Origin of the sequence: Pseudofrankia coriaricola, from assembly GCF_001854805.1 — a bacterium.
Classification (GTDB): Bacteria; Actinomycetota; Actinomycetes; order Frankiales; family Frankiaceae; genus Pseudofrankia.
The window spans coordinates 15,834-35,758 of record NZ_MBLO01000228.1 but is presented as its reverse complement, the minus strand read 5'-3'; the positions used below and the strand labels follow the sequence as shown (position 1 = coordinate 35,758).

At 71.5% G+C, this 19,925-nt stretch carries 14 protein-coding genes; 12 read left to right on the top strand and 2 right to left on the bottom strand.

Annotated elements, in window-relative coordinates:
- Positions 1–155 precede the first annotated feature (155 nt).
- From BCD48_RS28570 to BCD48_RS28535, 9 genes are all read left to right on the top strand, one after another.
- Entirely contained in the window at positions 156–1,565 is a 1,410-nt protein-coding gene (locus BCD48_RS28570) for a S8 family serine peptidase (protein WP_071051492.1), read from the top strand.
- A 40-nt stretch (positions 1,566–1,605) separates the two neighbouring features.
- Positions 1,606–2,964 (top strand): tyrosine--tRNA ligase, encoded by a 1,359-nt coding sequence (gene tyrS / locus BCD48_RS28565; RefSeq protein WP_241842050.1) that lies wholly within the window; start codon positions 1,606–1,608, stop codon positions 2,962–2,964.
- A gap of 447 nt (positions 2,965–3,411) precedes the next feature.
- Positions 3,412–4,437, top strand: a complete 1,026-nt coding sequence (locus BCD48_RS28560) for an NAD-dependent epimerase/dehydratase family protein (RefSeq protein ID WP_071051491.1) — start codon at positions 3,412–3,414, stop codon at positions 4,435–4,437.
- 600 nt (positions 4,438–5,037) lie between these two features.
- A complete protein-coding gene (locus tag BCD48_RS28555) occupies positions 5,038–5,604 on the top strand; it encodes a dTDP-4-dehydrorhamnose 3,5-epimerase family protein (protein ID WP_071051490.1) in 567 nt (188 codons plus the stop codon).
- Positions 5,605–5,936: 332 nt separating this feature from the next.
- Complete coding sequence (locus tag BCD48_RS28550) at positions 5,937–7,193, top strand: class I SAM-dependent methyltransferase (protein WP_071051489.1); 1,257 nt, start codon at positions 5,937–5,939, stop codon at positions 7,191–7,193.
- Positions 7,194–7,200: 7 nt separating this feature from the next.
- Positions 7,201–7,368, top strand: coding sequence for a hypothetical protein (locus BCD48_RS51605; RefSeq protein WP_157910578.1), 168 nt, complete (start codon positions 7,201–7,203; stop codon positions 7,366–7,368).
- A 989-nt stretch (positions 7,369–8,357) separates the two neighbouring features.
- The gene (locus BCD48_RS28545; RefSeq protein WP_071051488.1) at positions 8,358–10,073 is read left to right on the top strand and encodes an MATE family efflux transporter; all 1,716 of its coding nucleotides are present in this window, start codon (positions 8,358–8,360) and stop codon (positions 10,071–10,073) included.
- Positions 10,074–10,078: 5 nt separating this feature from the next.
- Positions 10,079–10,984: a hypothetical protein gene (locus BCD48_RS28540; protein WP_071051487.1), complete on the top strand. Its 906-nt coding sequence runs from the start codon at positions 10,079–10,081 to the stop codon at positions 10,982–10,984.
- Positions 10,985–11,249: 265 nt separating this feature from the next.
- Positions 11,250–12,800, top strand: coding sequence for a Wzz/FepE/Etk N-terminal domain-containing protein (locus BCD48_RS28535; protein ID WP_071051486.1), 1,551 nt, complete (start codon positions 11,250–11,252; stop codon positions 12,798–12,800).
- Positions 12,801–13,258: 458 nt separating this feature from the next.
- On the opposite strand, the gene BCD48_RS28530 is transcribed toward BCD48_RS28535, so the two are convergent.
- On the bottom strand, positions 13,259–14,602 hold the full coding sequence (locus tag BCD48_RS28530; protein ID WP_071051485.1) for a hypothetical protein: 1,344 nt from the start codon (positions 14,600–14,602) through the stop codon (positions 13,259–13,261).
- Between the two features lie 631 nt (positions 14,603–15,233).
- On the opposite strand from BCD48_RS28530, the gene BCD48_RS28525 reads away from it, so the two are divergent.
- The 3 genes from BCD48_RS28525 to BCD48_RS28515 all read left to right on the top strand — a co-directional run bounded on the left by BCD48_RS28525 (position 15,234) and on the right by BCD48_RS28515 (position 18,396).
- Positions 15,234–16,223: a glycoside hydrolase family 26 protein gene (locus BCD48_RS28525; RefSeq protein ID WP_071051484.1), complete on the top strand. Its 990-nt coding sequence runs from the start codon at positions 15,234–15,236 to the stop codon at positions 16,221–16,223.
- Positions 16,224–16,520: 297 nt separating this feature from the next.
- Entirely contained in the window at positions 16,521–17,276 is a 756-nt protein-coding gene (locus tag BCD48_RS28520; protein ID WP_071051483.1) for an FkbM family methyltransferase, read from the top strand.
- Between the two features lie 253 nt (positions 17,277–17,529).
- Positions 17,530–18,396: a PIG-L deacetylase family protein gene (locus BCD48_RS28515; RefSeq protein ID WP_071051482.1), complete on the top strand. Its 867-nt coding sequence runs from the start codon at positions 17,530–17,532 to the stop codon at positions 18,394–18,396.
- Positions 18,397–18,518: 122 nt separating this feature from the next.
- Here BCD48_RS28515 and BCD48_RS28510 read toward each other — a convergent pair whose 3' ends face one another.
- The gene (locus BCD48_RS28510) at positions 18,519–19,787 is read right to left on the bottom strand and encodes a glycosyltransferase family 4 protein (RefSeq protein WP_397428794.1); all 1,269 of its coding nucleotides are present in this window, start codon (positions 19,785–19,787) and stop codon (positions 18,519–18,521) included.
- Between the last annotated feature and the right edge of the window lie 138 nt (positions 19,788–19,925).

Sequence of the window (19,925 nt, the reverse complement as noted above, 5' to 3'; positions counted from 1 at the left end):
CTGGTGGCGAGGCTCCGACGGTCCTTAGCCCGGGCGGGATGTCACGTTCGAGACCGGTCGTCTCCTGAGTGCCCTCGTTGTGGAAAACTGCCGGAAACCAGGAGGTGTCCGCGGTTCGCGGTGCGCCGTCGCCGCTCGCTGAAGGGGGCGCGCCCGTGTCACCCGCGCCCGTCCGCCTTCCCGGCCGGCCTCCGGCCCACGTACCTCTCTCCGCGTCACCCGGGCCCTCCCTCGGCGGCCGGTCCCGGCGGGGTGTCCTGCCGGGGCTGCTGGCGACGGCGCTGGCCGGCGGGATGCTGTTGCTGGCCCCGGGGCTCGGCGGGGCCGCGCTGGCCTCGCAGCGGGGGGCCGGCCCGTGGTACGTGACCACGCTTCGGCTCGACGAGGCGCACGAGATCTCAACCGGTGCCGGCGTCGTGGTGGCCATCATCGACGGCGGCGTCGACCCGACCGTGCCTGCGCTCGTCGGTCAGCTCCTGCCAGGCGCCGGCATCGGTGACGACGCGGCGCCGGACGGGCTGCGCGACGACGACCCGGACGGTCACGGCACCTCGATGGCCGGCATCGTCGCCGCCCGCTCCGTCGGGCCGGACGGCCAGCCGACCGGGTTCGCCGGCGTGGCGCCCGGCGCGAAGATCCTCTCGATCTCCACCGGCCGCGAGACCGACTCCGACGAGGTGGCCGAGTCGATCCGGCTGGCGACGGACCGGGGTGCCAAGGTGATCAGCCTCTCGCTCGGTTCCTCCGGCCCCGCCGACCCGGGCGAGCGGGCGGCCGTGCGCTACGCCCTCGCGCGCGACGTCGTCGTGGTCGCCGCGGCGGGCAACGTCGACTCCGATGACCACGATCCGGCCGACCACGCCATCAACTCACCGGCGAACATCCCTGGCGTCATCGCGGTGACCGGCTCGAACCCCCGCGGCGACTTCTGGGACGGCTCCGCGAGCGGCCCGCTGGCGGTGCTCGCGGCGCCGGCGCCCAGCATCCGCGCCCCTGTCCCGGTGGCGCTGTCCCCGACCGGCGCCCAGACCGCCGACGGGACCAGCAACTCGACCGCGATCGTCGCCGGGGTGGTCGCGCTGGTCAGGGCCGAGCATCCGGAGCTGGGCGCGCCGAGCGTGATCGACCTGCTGGTCAGGACCGCGGACGACAACGGGCCGTCGGGGCGCGACGAGTGGTTCGGGTACGGCGTCGTCGACCCGGTGGCCGCGCTGCGCACGGTGCCGGTACCGGTCGCCACCAACCCACTGCTGGTCACGCCGACCCCGCTTGAGCCTGACTCCCTGAATACCGACGAGGACGCTCTGCTGAGCGCTGGCACGGCCGGCGAAGGCCGAACCGGCGCCGCCGAGCCCACACCGCCGGCCCCTGGCGCTCCGGCCAGCGTTCCCCCGGGCGTGGCCGCGGCGGGCGAGGAGACGGGTCCCGGTGCCCTGGCCTGGGTGGGCGGCCTCGCCGCCGCGGTGCTCGCCGGCATCGCGGCCGGCCTCGCCGCCTTCGTGGCCAGAACGGCGTTGCGCCGTCGCGGGGCCCCGGTCCCGCCCGGCGGGCCCGCCTGGCCCTGATGCGACGATCTTGCCGGTGGCGGCTCAGTAGCATGGGGGAATGACGAGCGCGCTGGATGGCCAAAGGGCGTGCGAAAATGCTCTTTCTTCGCACGCCCGGCGGCCGTCGTCCCCAGGATCACTACTGGAGGAGCTGTCCTGGCGTGGGCTGATCCACGACAGCACCGATCCCGCTGAGCTGCGGGAACATCTCGACGGTGGTGCGCGACGCGTCTACATCGGCTTCGACCCGACGGCGCCATCGCTGACGATCGGCAACCTGTTGCCGATGACCCTGCTGATCCGGGCCGCGCGGGCCGGTGTCGCGCCTGTGGTGCTGTTCGGCGGCGGTACCGGCCTCATCGGTGACCCGTCCGGGAAATCCGTCGAACGCACACTGCTGTCGCCCGAGGACGTCGCCGCGAACGTGGCGCGCCATCAGGAGCTGATGCGCGGGATCTTCGCGCGAGCCCTCGAGCCGGAGCAGATGCCGCTGTTCCTCGACAACGCGTCCTGGCTCGGCCGGCTCGGCATGGTCGAGTTTCTGCGGGACGTCGGCAAGCACTTCCCGGTCGGCGAGATGACCAGGCGGGACACGGTCCGCCGCCGGCTGGACGACCCGAACGTCGGTCTGTCCTACACCGAGTTCAGTTACGCGCTGCTACAGGCGTACGACTTCCGCCGGCTGTGCGAGGACCACGGGGTCACGCTGCAGATGGGCGCGTCCGACCAGTGGGGCAACATCGTGGCCGGCATCGACTACGTGCGCCGGGTGCTGCGCACCCCGGTGTACGGGATCACCTGCCCGCTGCTGCTGCGTTCCGACGGCACCAAGTTCGGTAAGTCCGAGAAGGGCTCGGTCTGGATCTCTGGCGACCGCACCTCGCCGTACACGTTCTACCAGTTTGTGGTCAATCTCTCGGACGAAGAGGCCCGCCGGTTCGCGCTGTTCTTCTCGCTCACCGGGCGGGAGCCGTTGGAGAAGCTGCTCGCCCAGCACGCGGAGACCCCCGCGCGCCGGGCGCTGCAGCGTCACCTGGCCCGCGAGATGACGACGCTGGTGCATGGCGAGGCGGCGATGGAAGCGGCCGAGGCGGCCTCGGAGGCCCTGTTCCGGGGCGATGTGCGCGCCATCGGCGCGGAGATGCTGGGTGACGTGTTCGCCGACGTGCCGAGCGTCACCGAGCCGGCTTCCAGGCTCGAGGGTGACGGCTGGCCGGTCGTCGACCTGCTGATCGCCGTCGGGCTCGCGAGCAGCAAGCGGGACGCCCGCGAGCACGTGGGCAACGGCGCCGTCCTCGTCAACGGCACCAAGGTGACCGACACCGCGGCGGCGCTTGTCACAACCGACCTGCTGCAGGGTTCGGTGGTCCTTGTCCGCCGCGGCCGCCGCGAGTGGCGCGTGGTCCGGTTCTCCTAGGACCGGTTCCCCGGCGCCGGGGAACCGGGTAGGCCGTCGGGTTCTCCGGCGGCCCCCTCGCGGACCAGCCCGTCGCGAACCCGCTCGGTTGGGCTCCGTGGTCCATGGGGTGTCCGCGGCCTGGGCCTCCCCTGGAAGTGCCGCCGCGAGTGTCACCGTGACAACCGAGGGGCGCGGGAACGCAGGCGGCTGTCGGTGCCGCGCAGCGTGATGGCCTCGCGACCCGCGCTCCGCTTCTGGGGCGGCGGTCGCGGTGGCAGTGCCGGCGGTCGGTACGGTTCTGAGCTGAGCATCGGCCCTGCCCTGAGCCGGCGGCGCATAACCGCGATGGCGCGTGTCCGGACATCCGGTCGATGTGGAACAGCGGACCAGAGGGCCGTGGTCACCCGGCCGCGCGGCTGGCGGGCCACGAGCCGCGGCGCCCTGGAGTAGCGGGAGGACTCGCGCATGAAGGTGCTCGTCACGGGCACGGAGGGATACCTCGGCAACCTGCTGGCGCCCGAGTTGCTTCGCGCCGGCCACGACGTCATCGGTGTCGACACCGGTTACTACAAGTACGGCTGGCTCTACCGTGGTACCGACCGGACCGCGCTCACCCTGGACAAGGACCTGCGCAGCCTTACCGTCGAGGACTTCGCCGGGGTGGACGCGGTCGTGCACATGGCCGAGCTGTCCAACGACCCGCTCGGCGCGCTGGCGCCCGACGTCACCTACAAGGTGAACCACCAGGGCTCGGTGCACCTGGCGACCCTGGCCAAGCAGGCCGGCGTCGAGCGCTTCGTGTACATGTCCTCCTGCAGCGTCTACGGCGTGGCCACCGGCCAGGATGTCACTGAGAAGTCCGAGGTGAACCCGCAGACGCCGTACGCCGAGTGCAAGGTGCTGGTCGAGCGCGACGTCACGCCCCTGGCGGACGACACCTTCTCGCCGACCTTCCTGCGCAACGCGACCGCCTACGGAGCGTCGCCGCGGATGCGATTCGACATCGTGCTGAACAACCTCTCCGGTGTCGCCTGGACCACCGGCGAGATCGCGATGACCTCCGACGGCACCCCGTGGCGGCCGCTGGTTCACGGCCTGGACATCGCCAAGGCGATCAGGTGCGTGCTGGACGCCCCGCGTGACGCCGTGCACAACGAGATCTTCAATGTCGGTGACAGCTCGCAGAACTACCAGGTCAGGGAGATCGCCGACGCCGTCGCGACGGTGTTCACCGGCTGCAAGCTCAGCTTCGGTGACAGCGGTGGGGACAACCGCAGCTACCGGGTGAACTTCGACAAGATCCACGCCCAGCTGCCCGGCTTCTCGTGCGACTGGAACGCGCTGCGCGGTGCCCAGCAGCTGTACGACGTGTTCTCGAGGATCGACCTCGACGAAGCGACGTTCACCGGCCGCGGCCACACCCGGCTCAAGCAGCTGCAGTACCTCATCGCCACGAAGCAGCTCGACGCCGACCTCTTCTGGACATACTGAGTCTCTGGTTCGCTCCGTGCGGACACGGCGCTACGGCCCCTTACTCGCTTCGCTCCCAAGGGACCTCCGCGCCGTGTCCTCCTCCGCGAACGTGCCCTGCGGCGACCTCGCTGCGGCCCGGTCCACGTCGCTTCGCTCGTGGGCCGGGCCTCCGCGAGGTGCGCCTCCGGGCCAGCCCGGTGACGTTGCGCTGGATCGTCACCAGTCCGGTTTTGGCCGTTGGCCGGATGTGAACCCCGCCTGCGCGAGCGCAGCGACGTGCCCTCGGCACCAGCCCGAATGGGGTTCCGGAACGGTCCAGCGGAAGGTGACCGTGCTGGCGCGGAGGCGCGCCTCGCGGAGGCCCGGCCATGGAGCGAAGCGAACATGGCCGGGCCGCAGCGAGGTCGCCGGAGCGCCCGTGAGCGGAGGAGGACGCGGCGTGGAGGTGTCGTCCGAGCCGCCAGGCGAGGACGGCGCCGGAGCGCCGCGCCCGGACGGAGCGAACCAGCAACAACCTTCCCGCCCGACCCCGTCCGGGTCTCTGTCCTGCCCCGGATCCAACTCCGGGCCGGAGCGCGCCGCCCGGACGGGGCGAACCAGCAACACAGGGGGTTTCTCGTGATCATCACGCCGACCGAGATCGACGGGGTGTTCCTCGTCGACGTCGAGGCGTTCACCGACGAACGTGGCCTGTTCGCCCGGACGTTCTGCCGGGATGAGTTCGCCGCCGCCGGGCTCGCGGTCGACGTCGCCCAGTGCAGCGTCGCCTACAACCGGCGCGCCGGGACGGTCCGCGGCATGCACTGGGCGGGCGAGCCGGTGCGCGAGACGAAGCTCGTCCGGGTGACCAGGGGGGCGCTGCTCGATGTGATCGTCGACACTCGGCCCGGCTCGCCGACCTGGCTGCGTCATGTCGCCGTCGAGCTGACGGCGGACAACCGGCGCGCGCTTTTCATCGACGCGGGCCTCGCGCATGGCTACCAGACCTTGACGGACGACACCGAGGCCACGTACCAGATGAACGTGCCCTTCCAACCGGGGCACGACCGGGGGCTGCGACACGACGATCCCGTGCTCGGCATCGCCTGGCCGCTGCCCGTAACCGTGATCTCGGACAAGGACCGCTCCTGGCCTTTGCTGACCGACGGGGCCTCCCGGCCGGGGGTGGGTGCCGGCCAGGCATAGGTGCTCCGCCACGGCTCGCCCCGGGCGATCCGACCGCGTGCCCAGGCATGTGCCTTCCCAGGCCAGCGCGAGGCGGGCGATACCATGACGGCGCGAGAGGGTCCAGGCCATACGCCTGGCTGGCCTGCGCGGCCGGCTGTCTGTGCCCGTCAGTTAGCGGGATCGTCACATCTGTCTGGTCGGATATCTGGCAGGTGCGTCGCCCCTCCCGCCGGGCATGGGGACCATGAGGCTCACACCAGCTTCGGCTGGCGCCGAGCCGTAGGACGACGAGCGGCGAGACCATATGTCCGGCCCGACCACCGGGCCGGATTCACAGGGCAGGGGAACGCATGGCAGGGGAAGCGGCCGCGGCCACCGAGGTGACGACGTGCCGGTCGTGCGGGGGCGAACGGCCGAGGCCGTTTCTGTCGCTGGGCGCGACGCCGATCGCCAATCGGCTGGTCCGCGCGGACGCGCTGGACGCCGTCGACCCGAGCTTCCCGCTCGAGGTCGGCTTCTGCGAGAGCTGCGCGCTTGTCCAGCTCACGCATGTGCTGCCGGCCGACCAGATCTTCGACGAGGACTACCCGTACTTCTCGTCGTTCTCCGACATGCTGGTCCGGCACGCCGAGAAGCAGGTCATCGACCTGATCGAGAGCCGTAACCTCGGCCCCACCAGCCTGGTGGTCGAGGTGGCGAGCAACGACGGCTACCTGCTCAAGGCGTTCGTCGAGCGTGGAATCCCGGTGCTCGGCATCGAGCCGACACCGGGCCCGGCGTCGGCGGCCCGGGAGATCGGCGTGCCGACGCGTGAGGAGTTCTTCGGCGCCGAGCTCGCCCAGCGCCTCGTCGACGAGGGCCTGCGCGCCGACGTGATCATCGCGAACAACGTGATGGCGCATGTGCCGGACCTGAACAGCTTCGTCGAGGGATTCTCGATCCTGCTCAAGGATGACGGCGTCGTCAGCGTGGAGAACCCGGGTGTGGGCGCGTTGCTTGCGCACACCGAGTTCGACACCGTTTACCACGAGCACTTCTGCTACTTCTCGACGATCGCGGTCGAGGCGCTGATGCGCCGCCACGGCCTCGAGCTCGTCGGGGTCACCGAGTTCCCCGAACTGCACGGCGGGACGCTTCGCTGGCGGATGGCCCACGCGGGCGCCGTCACCCCGGATGAGTCGGCCGGGCGGGTGCTCGCCGCCGAGCGGGCCGCCGGGCTCGACTCGTTCGAGCGCTACGGCAGCTTCGGCGCCGAGGTCAACGAGCTGCAGACGCAGCTGCGCGCGCTGCTGACGGACCTGAAAGCACAGGGCAGGACGGTCGCGGCCTACGGCGCCGCCGCGAAGGGCGCCACGCTGCTCAACTCGACCGGCATCAACACCGAGCTGATCGACTTCGTGGTCGACCGCAACGTGCACAAGCAGGGCAAGTACATGCCGGGCGCCCGGCTGCCGATCCTGCCGCCCGAGGCGCTCCAGGAGCGGCAGCCCGACTACCTGCTTCTGCTCGCCTGGAACGTGAAGAACGAGATCATGGCGCAGCAGGCCGAGTACGCGGCGCGCGGCGGCAGGTTCATCGTCCCCGTGCCGCGCCCGGTCGTCCTGTAGGCCGCGGATGAGGACGACGAGGCGGGCCGCCGTGTTCGCCGGCCTCGAGGAGCGGCCCGTCGAGGGCCCGTGGCGCTGGCCCGGGGAAGGCATCCACCGCCGTGGCCAGGCGTCGGCGAAGGCGAAGGCACCCGCGCTCCGGCCGGTTGTCGCCGTGCGCGGTGCCTTCCCATGACCGACCTGGACATCGAGGACGACCGGGAGCGGCCCCGGCGCCCCCCGCCGGACGGCCCTGGGCGGGACGCTCCCGCGGACCGTCCCTGGACGCCCGAGGTGGAACCGCCAGGAGCGGCGGGGCCTGGGCGCCACGCCGGGCACCGCCCCCCGGCGCCCGGCGGCCCGGTGGAGCCGCCGCCTGCCCGCGGGAACGAAGCCCGCGGCGACGATCCGCGCGCCCGCGGCGACGATCCGCGCGCCGGCCGACCCGACCGGTCGGCCCGACCAGGCCAGCCGCGCCGCCCTGCCCAGGTTGACCCGCCCGAGCCTCCTCGTCGTCCCGTCCGCCCTGACCGCCAGGACCGCCCGGCCGGCGCCGAGCGGACCGGCCGAGCGCGTCCAGACGGGTCGGCCGCCGTCGAGCGCACCGAGGTGATTTCCCGTCCCGACGCGCGGGCGGATCGCCCGGACCGCGGCGAGCGGACCGGCCGGCCGCGTCCAGACGGACCGGCCGCCACTGAGCGGACCGAGGTGATCTCCCGCGCAGACGCGCGGGCGGAGCGCACCCGCGTCCCGCGCCCCGGGGCGGATCACGGCGCCGCGCCGCGCCCCGGGGCGGATCACGGCGCCGCGCCGCGCCCCGGGGGCGATCACGGCGCCGCGCCGCGCCCCGGGGGCGATCACGGCGCCGCGCCGCGCCCCGGGGGCGATCACGGCGCCGCGCCGCGCCGCGGCGCGCCCACCTCCGCGCCGCCACCCGCCGAGTCGTTCGTGCCCAGGTCCGCGCGGGGGCCGGGGGGGCGCCCGGGGGAGCCCGGCTCACCGGCCGGTCCGGCCGCGGCCGGACCGGCCGCGGGACGCCCGCGGCCGGGACCCGCCGTGGGACGCCCGCGGGACGGTCAGGAGCCTCACCGCCAGCCAGGTTCCGGCAGAGCACGGGAGGGCGAACAGCCTCGCGCCCGCTCGCGGGAGGACCGCGGCCTGCCGCAGCCCTTCCAGAGCAGCTTCATGAACAGCTTCACCCAGACGATCGACCTCACCGCGCTGCGCCGCCGGCTGGAGGAGCAGGACGCGGCCAGCCGTTCCGACGCCACGGCGCGGCTTCACGAGCGAGGCCGACCCGGCGCCGACGTCGACGGCACCCAGTTTCTCTACCGCGACCCGGCCGGCCGCCGCCGCCCGCCGGCGGATGACGCGGACGAGCTGGGCCTGCGCGACCTGGACCTCGTCGAGGAGCCGCGCCGTCGCGCACCCGCGACCTGGGCGCGCGACGGCGACGCGGCCACTCCGGCCAAGGGCTCCACCCGCGGCCGGGCGCTGTGGACGCTGCTCGACCAGCTCATCTCCAGTGGCACCAACTCGATCCTGATGTTCATCGTCGCGCGGGAGGTCACCAAGTCGGAGTTCGGCGCCTTCGCGGCCGCCTTCGCGGTGTTCTCCGTCGTCATCGGGTTCTCCAAGGCCACCGGCGGTCAGCCGTTGGGTATCCGGTACTCCGGCGCTCCGCGGTCGGTGTTCTCGGCCGCGGCGGCGAAGGCCACCGGCTTGGCGCTCGTGCTCGGTCTGATCGCCGGGTTCGGCTGCGCGGTGGTCGGCGCGCTGATAGGCGGCGCGGTCGGGACGGCGCTCGTGACGCTCGCGGTGGTGCTGCCGGGCCTGCTCGTGCAGGACCTGTGGCGGCAGGTGTTCTTCGCGCAGGGTCGCCCGGCGGCGGCGGCGGCCAACGACGGGGTCTGGGGCGTCGTCCAGATCGTCGGCGTGGCCGTGCTCCTGGTCCGCCACGTCGCGCTCGCCTCGCCGATGCTGCTCGCCTGGGGCGCGGCCGCGGCCGTGGCCGCCCTGATCGGCGTGGTGCAGGCCGGGTTCTGGCCCGCCCCCAGCCGCGCGTTGGACTGGGTCCGCGAGCACCGGGACATCAACGGCTTTCTCGCCGCCGAGTTCGTCACCGTGCAGGGCGCGCTGAACGCCACCCTGCTGGTGATCGGCGCCATCAGCACGATCGAGCTGCTGGGCGCGCTGCGTGGCGTGCAGACGGTCCTCGGCCCGACGACGATCTTTGCGGTGGGCATCGTCAGCTGGGCGATCCCGGAGTTCTCCCAGCGCAAGGACATGACCGCCGCGGCCCGGGTGCGCGCCGCCTACCTGCTGTCCGCGGCCGTCGCCGGCTTGGGCATCGTCTGGGGCCTCGGCTTCCTGCTCCTCGGCCAGATCGAGGCCGGTGGCAAGCCGCTCGGTGAGTACCTTCTCGAAGATACCTGGGCCGGCACGTACCACCTGCTTGCGCTTTCGATCATCCAGCAGGCAGGTGCCGCGTTCACGGTCGGCGTGAGCTGCATGCTCATCGCGCTGGGCCGGGCGAGGGACACCTTCCGCCTGAACGTCATCATGGCGCCGCAGCTGCTGCTGTACCCGGTCATCGGCGCGCTGATCGGTGGTGGGACCGGCGCGGTGATCGGATTTATCGTGGCCAACTGGGTCATGGTGCCGGCCTGGTTCCGGCTGCTGCGCCGGGCAGCCAAGGAGGCCGAGCAAGCGTGGGACGAGACCCAGGCCGCGCAGGGACAAGGGCCCAGCGACCCCGGGGCCGGGGGAGACCAGCCGGACCGGGTGGACGACCGGCTGGAGCACAGTGACCGGCGGGACCGGCGCGGCGAGCGGGACCGGGACCAGCGCTCCGGCCCGGGACGCGGCGCGCCGGCATCGAAGCACCTGAGCGTGGAGTGAGCCACATGCGGCTGTACGTCGTCTGTCGATCGGTCGGTTCGGAGAACGCGAAGAACCGGCCGAGTTTTTACAACAAGACTCTCGCGTTGGCCTCGTTGTTGCGCGCGGTGGAGAACGTCGATATTCCGACCCAGGTGGTGTTCGCGAACGACGGGCCGATCCCGCCGGAACGGCTGGCGATGATGTCGGGCGCGGGCGAGGTGCTGCCGATCAGGTGCGGCAGCAACCGCTCGTCCTACCGGCTCGTGCTTCGCCTTCCCCGTATTCGCGGCTGGGACGCGAACGATCTCGTCTGGTTCGCCGAGGACGACTACCTCTACGCCGCCGATGCCCTGGCCGGCGTCGTGGCCGCCGCGGGCAAGCTGCCGGAGGCCGACTACTTCACGATCTACAGCCGGCTGCGGTTCGCTCCCGGCGCGACCCGCCGTCGTCCGACGATCTCGGCCCTGGACCGCGCCGAGGGCGACGACGAGGCCGTTCCGATCGACCGGGCGCGCTGGTATCGGGCTGTCAGCTCCACGAGCACCTTCGGTGCCTGGGTGCACACGATCGTCGCGGACGAGCGGCTGCTGAGGACGGCGCCCTTCGTCGGCGGTGCCTTCGACCATGCCACCTGCCTCGCCTACCAGGGCTACCGGCCGTTCGGACTGTCGGAACTGGCCGGTGAGCCGCTCGACGAGCCGGAGGAGCACCCGGCCGTGAAGCGGGTCGCCCGCCGGGTCGCGCTGACCGGGGTGCGCAGCACGCTCAACGCCGTGGCGCTGGCGCGGCCCGAGCACAGCCGGCGCGTCCTGGTCGCGCCGGACCCGGACCTGGCCACCCACATGGAGATGGGGCAGCTCGCTCCGGGCACTGACTGGGAGGCGGAGGTACGGTCCGTCGAGGAGTGGATGCACGCCACGTTGAAGTAGGCCGGCGCCCACGCGCGAACTCCCGGGGATTGGCGGGGTGTTGCCGCCCTGGCGATTTGTGCCTCGGCCGGCTGGGCTATGCTCACATTCCGGGCCTCAAGGTCAAGAGAACTGCTGTCGTGAGGTGTTGGTCGTCGTGGAGGTACCCCACCGCCGTGAGGTATCTGCCGTCGTGAGGTGCCAGAGCGCGCCAATGCGGAGCCTCTCGGTGGCTCCCTCGGGATCGCGGAACTCGACCGCGTCAAGTTGGAAGTGAGGCGGAGCGGTGAGCTCAGCTGGTTCTCAGACGGGTGACGGCGGCAACGCGCCGGCGTTGTCACTGCTGCGGGTCCTCGGGCGCCGCTGGTTCCACATCGTGATCGCCGTGGTCGTCGCGGGGGCGCTGGGCCTCATCGTCAGCATGGCGGTCACGCCGACCTATAAGGCGAGCGGTCGCATCTTCCTGTCCACCGACGCGCCCGAGTCGGGCGGTACCGTCGACCTCAGTCGGGTGGTGCAGACGCAGGCGGAGCTGGCCACGTCGACGCAGGCGGACATCGAGGTCGGGACAAGGCTGAACCAGAGCCCCGACTACGTCGCCGCGCACGTCTCCGCGGTCCCCGCCGACTCCGGCTACTACTTCACGATCACCGCCCTGGCCGACAGTCAGGTCCGGGCCACCAAGCTGGTCAGCACCACCAGGGACGTCTACAAGTCCCTGCTGTCGAGCTACGGTGGCGGCGACAAGGCCGCCGTGACCGCGATCCAGAAGGCGCGCGATGACGCCCAGGCGGAGTACACCAGGATCACCCGCCCTGGGATGCCCCCAACGCCGAACGCTGAGGTTCTCCAGAAGACGATCTCGGCGCTGAACCAGAAGCTCGCGGACGCCAGCGTGGCGCAGGCTGTCGCCGCGACATCCGTCCAGCTTGCCGAGGACCCGCAGGACGCGGGCCAGATCGCGCCCAAGCCGTTCACCAGCGTCCTGATCGCCGGACTGATTGGCCTCTTCGTCTCCATCGCCGTCATCTGGATCCGCTACCTGCGCCGGCCCACCGTGCTGGACGGCCGGGCGGCGGCAGACTCCCTCGGCGCGCCGCTGATCGTCGGCGGTTCCGGCGGGGTCACGCCGAGCATCGACACGATCGTCTCCGCGATGGCGGCGGTGCTCTCGCCCACGGTCAAGGTCGTGGCCCTCACCCCGGCGACCCCCGGCGACCTGACCGCCGAGACGGTCGCCGGCGTCGCGGCCAGCTGGTCCGACGACCAGGGGGTCGTGCTCGTCCTCGACGCCTCGCCCAGCTCCGAGGTCCGCTCCATGCTGGAGCGGCTGCCGCGGGCGACCTCCGGGGAACTGCCCCGGTGGGCGCACGAGCCGACCTGCCTCGCCCGTTCCTCCGGCAGCGGCCGGGGCCACGTCCTCTACAACCGCGTCTCGCCGTCGCGGGCGTCCCGGCCGGGCGGGCTCGCGCCCATCCTCGCCGACCGCGCCCCGGTCGTGGACCTGGTGCTGCTGCTGACGCCGCCGCTGACCGACCTGCCGATGACCGCCGCGTCGGCGCTGCAGGCCGACGCCGTCGTCGTCATCACCTCGCCGGTCACCCGTACCGACGAGCTCGCGTCGGTCCCGCGGGACTGGCCGGCGCTCGCCGAGCGGATCGTCGGCGTCATCCACGCCGAGCGGGGCGGCTTTCGGCCCTCGTCGATAGCGACGGAGGCCCGAGGTGGCGGCGGCCGCCTGACTGTCGGCGGCGCCATGGACCGGGATCTCGACGGCGGCGGCGACCCTGAGGCCACGGACCGCTACGCCCGTCCTGGCGGCGGCAGCAAGTACTAGGAATCAAGACGCGGGTCCAAGCCCGGCTCCAGGGACGAGACGTCCTCTGGAGCCGGGCTTTTTCTTTCGTCTCCGTGTCCCGGGGGTGGTCGCGTGGTGACGGCGCCTGTAGCGAGGACGGCTGGTGGTTCTCGGGTACGACGGCCGCGGGCATACGGCCAGCGGGCCCCATCGGGGGCGTGCGAGCCATGGGGGCCGCTGTTCCGGGCCGCCGGCCGACCGGCTGTGCTCCAGCCCGCCTGAACGCAGCCTGGAGCGGCCCCCCGCGGGGCCCGGGACGCACCCGCGGAGCCGCTGGACCGTGCGGGCGGCCCGGGACGTTGTTGGCTGTCTTCATCCACCTTCATCCACCGAACCCCGGCTGGCCGACCTGCGTCCGAGACGAGTGAGCCCCTTCAGGCTGCTGGCCTGAAGGGGCTCACGGACCGCGTCGCGGGGGCGGGGTCTGACCGGCGATGTCAGTGCTGCTCGGCGTAGCTCCGCTGGGCGGGGATCACGGCCCGCCGATAGGCGGGCTTTCGGGAGACCAGCGGATGCAGGTCCTCGCAGAACCAGCTCAGCAGCAGGAGGACGAGGTAGCCGACGACCGGGCTGAGCAGGCTGCTCGACAGCACGAAGTAGAAGAATATAAGGGCACCGGACAGTACGAACGACGGTGAGCCACGGACGAACGCGGTGACAAGGAAGATGAGGAAGGCGACGCCACCGATCAGCCCGTACTCGAGGATCAGCTTGGGCACGAGCGCGTAGTTCAGCGGCAGTCCGGTGCGGGCGAGGAAGGCGGCTGAGTCACGGTCGGACCAGCCAGGCCCGTGGCCTACCAGGGCCGTGCCCGGATGCTGGGAGAGATCGTCGTACATCCGGGTGTACGGCTGCACGAACCTCAGGCTGCCGCTGGACTGGCTGGAGGAGGTCTCTGTAGCCCGGGAGGCGAAGATGTCGGCAGCCGGGGTGAAGGACAGCACCACGACGATCACCGCCACTATGGCCAGCGCGGTGACGGTGAACCTGACGCCCTTGTGGACCGCGAGCAGCACGCCGGCGACCCCGAGGAGCAGGACGCCGGTACCGGACACGGTGGTGAGGATGGCCAGCAGGTACAGCGGGTACCGCCACCAGCGCGTGCGGCGCAGCACCCCGACGACGAGGCCCATGGCCAGGAACTGCGAGGTGTACGACGGCTCCAGCGCGAGGAAGGCGTTCGACTTGTAGAGCGAGGAGCCGTACTGCACGGGATACGAGGTGTTGAAGTCGTGCATCAGGAGCTGCGACGGCACGATGTTGGCGAGGATGTCCGAGTACTTCCAGCCGACCAGCTGGAGCGCGAACTGCAGCAGGGCGAGGCCGGCGAACACGGAGGTCATGACGACGAACCGGTCGAGCAGCCGGGGCAGGAGCACCTTGCTGTGCGCACGGGACAGTCCGAGGCAGAACGGCAGGTAGATCGCTATCAGCAGCAGCAGCGAGTTCAGCGAGACGTTGTCCTCGCCACGCGTGAACGCAAGGAACGCGACGGTGCAGCAGGCCGCCATAGCGATCAGGTAAGCCCTGGTGCGCACCAGATGGATGCGCAGGCCGCCCCGGGCCACCATCAGCATCGCGCTGACCAGGAGTATCGGTAGCACCACGGAGACGCCGGTTCCCCCGACAGGGATCGCGATCCGCTGCAGGAACAGCTCGCAGAACATCAGGATGGTCAGGACCCGCAGAGTCGACCGGTCCGCCTCAGCTTCGCGCTGCGCCGCGTCCGGAGTCGGGATCACCCAGGTCCGCGGGATCCGGGTGGTCAGCGTCGTCACCATGTCCGGCCGTCTCCTGTCGACCCTGCGCGGTCTGCCACTACCACTCCATCGCTAGCGGCCGCCGCGCGGCCGGTTCGGTGCTGGCCGCTGCCGCGGCGTCTACGTTGCGGCCGCATCCATGGCTGTCGGGCGACCCACAGTGCACTGAGTGGGCGTTTCCACTCATACGATGGCGTCCAGGCTACTGCCAGGACAGACATCACAAATACGAGCATCGACGCCATCAAGCAGTTCACTCTATGCCGCCTTGGCCGGTGGCCCGGCGGCGGGGGCGCCGCCCACAACGCATGCGCTCCTGTGGGAACCAAGTGGTGGGCAGGCATCGTCAGGTCCGGGTGATAGATAGGTACCCAGGTCAACAAGTCTTACGTAAGGTAAGGGTTGCCGGCGACGCGGCGTTCTCGTGATGCCCGGCTCGCCAGTCTGGTAGCCGCGCGCCGCGCCCATGGGACGGACGTCGAGCGGCACCGTCGTCGTGAAGGGGTAACACGTGGGCGAGCGCCATGGCACAGGTCAGGCGTCGGGCGGGCAGTCCGCGGCGGTCGCGACTGCCGGGAGGGCACGCGCTCGGGCGGCCGGGCGCCGTCGGACGCGCGGTCGCGCCCTCAGGGCGGGGGCCGCGCTGACGGCCATGCTGGTCGCCGTGGTGGGGCTCGCCGCGTGTTCGGGCGGGTCGGACAAGGACAAGGCGGATGAGCCCAGCCCCGCCATCGCGGCGCTCGGCGGCACGGGCGTGCGCTGGGTGTCCGGCGCGAACGCCAACTACCCGGCGGACATCGAGCAGTGGGCGAAGTGGACCGGGCGGCCCGTCGACCTGGCGCTGATGTTCGTCACGCGCGACAGCTGGGGCAACCTGGTCTCACCCCACTGGCCGCTGGACGCGTACACCAGGGACAAGTGGCCGGGCCAGATCTCGGTCGCCGTCCCGCTTTGGCCGGTCGACGACAGCGGCGAGCCGGTCGACGGCGCCAACGAGAACGACTGTGCCGCCGGTGCGTACGACCAGTACTTCGCGCAGCTCGGCACGAACCTGCAGCAGTACGGCCGCGGCGACGCGATCGTGCGGCTCGGCTGGGAGTTCAACGGCGACTGGTTCAACTGGTACCCGCGCAACGTCGAGGTCTGGAATGACTGCTACCGGCGTGAGGTGACCGCGTTGCGCTCGACCGCCCCCCAGGTCCAGATCGACTGGACCATGAGCATGCACCGCGACACGTTGCCCGACGGGACCGACGTCTGGGCCGCCTACCCCGGCGACGACTACGTCGACATCATCGGGGTCGACTACTACGACATGGCCCCGCCAGCGCCCACGGAGAAGATCTGGGACGACCTGTGTGACAACCCGTCGGGCCTGTGCAACATCATCAAGGAGGCCCGCGCGCACGGCAAGAAGTTCTCCGTGCCCGAGTGGGGGGTCGTGAGCGCCAGCGACGGCGGCGGTGACAACCCCTTCTTCATCGAGAAGATGTATGAGACATTTCGCGCAAATGCGGATGTTCTTGCCTATGAGTCCTACTGGAACAACCATGAGCGCGACAACGTCCACTCGTCGCTGCTCAACCCGGTGCTGAACCCGAAGTCCGCGAAGCGCTACCAGCAGCTCTTCGGCGCGGGCTGACTGGTTCCGTCGACGCCGTGACCTGGGCGTGTGGCGGAGCCGAGCCCTGGCCGGGCCGCCGACGCTCACGCACCGTGCGGATGAGCGCCGTGGGGCCCCGTCGAAACGACCCGCTATGCCAGGCTGTCTCCCTGGGCGATAGCCTCCTCTCCGTGTGTGCCGGCCCGGTCGCGGGCGCGCCGATTGCGTCGACAGCGCTTGAATCATCAAGTCGGCAGAAAACTGAGATCGGTACCATCGCGGCCCCGCGGGCGTTCGATGTCTGGTCACATCGGTCGGACCTGGAGGGCCCGAATCATGGGGGAGCAGATCAGCCGACACCTGGGCAGCGCTAGACGGGTGTTAAACGACCTCGGCCTTGGCCCAGCGCTCAAGGTGGTGCGCCGGAACGTCCTGCCCACCGCCCGCCGAAACGCGGAGGACGACAGGCGCCTCGCGTTGCTGCTTTCCTTCGTGCTGAACGCGGACGACAACTGCATCGACGTCGGCGCGCACCGCGGCGATGTCCTCCGGGCGATGGTGCACAACGCACCGCGCGGTCGGCACATCGCGTACGAGCCGATTCCGGACTTCTACGAGGGCCTGCGTGCCGACTTCCCGTCCGTCGTCGTGCGCCGCGCGGCGCTGTCCGACGAGGCGGGCACCAGCTCGTTCGCGTACGTGCGTAGCCGTCCGGCCTACAGCGGGCTGCGTGAGCGGCTGCCGGAGGGGACGGAAGACGTCGAGCACATCCAGGTGGACGTCGAGACCCTCGACGAGACCGTGCCCGCCGACTATCTGCTCACGCTCCTCAAGATCGACGTCGAGGGCGGTGAGTACGGGGTCCTGAAGGGCGGGCTGAAGCTGCTGACCCGGTCTCGGCCGCATGTCGTGTTCGAGTTCGGGTCGGCCGCCCGCGAGTACGGCACGACGCCTGACCAGATGTACGACCTTCTCGACGGCGACGTCGGCCTGCGCATCTACGACATGACCGGTACCGGTCCGTACACCCGTTCCCAGTTCCGGCGGATGTTCGAGTCCGGCCGCCGGTTCAACTTCGTCGCTCACGCCTAGGCTGGCTGGCGAGACGCGGAGCGTCTCGCCCAGCCAGCCTGTCGGGCCGGCCTGAGGGAGCGGGATGCTCGTTCGGTACGCTGACGACCATCCACATATGCGCCAGGAGGGTGTGGTGATGGACGGGGCGAGCAGTCTCGGGGCCGATGGGGCTCCTGGTCGGGATGCCCAGGCTCCTGGCGTCGGCGGCCCCACCCGGTCGCCCGGTACTTCTGAGGAAGTACCACCTGGCGACGCCGGCGCGGTGAGCCGCGTGGCCGCGGTGGCCCGGCGAGGCGCGGCCGCGGCGCGGCCGGCCGCCCTGCGCGAGGGCGCGCTGCTGCCCGCCCGCTCCGCATACCGGCGCGCGTGGATGCGTCGTGGCCGGGACATCACCCGGGCGATGACGCGTGCCTCATGCCTGGTGGTCGCCCCGCATCCGGACGACGAGACGCTGGGATGCGGCGTTTCGATCATGCGCAAGCGAGAGGCCGGCACCCAGGTCACCGTAGTGATCGTCAGCGATGGCGCGGCGGCCGAACCGGCGTACCTTCCGCCCGCCGAGCTCATCGCGCTGCGCAAGGAGGAAGCTCGCAGGGCCGGGAGCAGACTCGGGCTGCGCTCGGTGGACATCCGCTTCATCGACGTGCCCGACACCAAGGTCGGCGAGCACCTCGAGGAGGTGACCGACCGACTCGTGGAGCTGATCAAGGAACTGGAGCCGGAGCAGCTGCTCATCCCGACGTCCTGCGAGGGCCACCCCGACCACGACGCGACGAACGCCGCCGCGGTCGAGGCCGTCAAGAGGGCCGGGTTCACCGGCCAGGTTCTCGAGTACGGCGTCTGGCTGTGGACGCACTGGCCCTGGACCCGCGGCTATGGCACGGAGGGCTACACCCCTCGGCGCATGCTGCGTGACCCGATGGACCGGATCCGTGAGGTGCGCCCGCTGCTGGTCGGCGCGAAGGGCTACCGCTCGCGCCAGGCATACGCGCTCGCCGCCCACAGCAGCCAGGTCAGCGGCCCGCGCGTGGGCGGGGCCACCCTGCCCAGGTCGCTTCTCGCGGCCACGCGCAGCCCTTTTGAGCTCTATCTGGAATCCGGCGCCCTGTCACACCTGAACTTCACGTCCGGCGACTAGCCGAGGCCGACGCGGGCCTCCTAGCGCGACAGCGGTTCACCGATTCCTGTCGCCGCGGGGCCGGCCTCGCCCGGCTCGATGGGCCGACGTCCGGCCCGGGCGAGGCGTCGGGCCCATCGAGCTCAGCGCTTGGAGCCCGTGGAGGACTTGTCCTGCTGGAAGCGGGCAACCGCCTCCCGGTAGACCTTCTCCCGGTCACGGGCGATCTGAAGAGGATCAAGGCGGGCCGCGCCGGCGCGGCCGTTCGCCCCCACCGCCCTGGCCAGCGCCGGGTCGGTCAGGTAGGGCGCGAGCGCGTCGGCGAGCGCCTTCGGGACCTCTGGCGGGACGACGTCGCCGGCGCGCCACTCCTCCACGAACGGCGCGATGCCGGTCCGGCTGGTGGTCACGACCGGGCGGCCGGCGGCCATGCCCTCGACCGCCGCGATGGAGAAGCTCTCGAACCGGCTCGGTACCGCCACCACCCGGGCCTGTCCGTAGACGTCGGCGAGCTCGCGCTGCCCGACGTGGCCGGTGAAGACGACGGGCACGTTCAGCTCGTGCGCACGTCGCTCCAGCCAGCGCCCGGTGGGCACACCGTCGATGTGGCCGGACGAGCTGCCGGCGAGGATCAGCTTCGCGTCGATGTCCCTGGCGGCGAGCACGGCGAGCGCGTCGAGCAGGACGTCCACACCCTTGTTCGGCTCGAGCCGACCGACCGTGGCGACCACGGGGCCGGTACGGCCCACATCCGGCACGCCCGCCCAGGGACTCGCGTCGAACGGGTTCGGCACGATCGTCACGTCCTGGCGGCGCAGCCAGCCGTACGGGCGGACGGTGTCGACCAGCAGCTGGGACGGCGAGGTGACCACGGTCGCGTGGTCGGAGGTGATGCGGTCCAGCCGGTCCGCGATCCGGCCGCGGACGGACAGGTGCGGGCTCGCGAGGCGCAGCGTCAGCATGGTCGGCGCGTGCATGTGGACGACGACCGGGCAGGACCGGGCGACCACCTGCATCAGCGCGCGGGTCTCGCCGTCCTGCGTCTCGATCACGTCGGGGCGCAGCCCGGTCTGCCGCAGGTAGGCGGCGTACGAGACGGTCAGGCTCAGCCGTAGCGAGATCGAGTCCCGCGGGTAGTTCGGCCCGGTCAGGAAACGCGCGTACTTGCCGAGGGCGCGGCTGACCGGAACACGTAGCAGCGGGCGGCGGTGCACGTGGACGCCGTCCACCACCTCGTCGACAACCCGGTGACCCTGAGCGCAGATGACATGAACGTCGTGACCGATCGCGGCGAGCGCCGACGCCAGTACAGCTGTGTAGATGCCAGCGCCGTCCCAGACAATCGGGGGATACTGCTCACAGAGGAACGTGATGAGCAACTTTCGCTCACCGTTCACGTTCCGACGCTCCATGCGGTCGACCTCCACCGCCGCCGCCGTTGGCGGCCCTTCGTTGGACCACCGGTGAATCACCGCACACCTCGGTTTCCGGACGCGTGGGCGCGTCAGCCCATAACTGGCGCATGGACCGCGCACTGGCCGCGCCGGTGG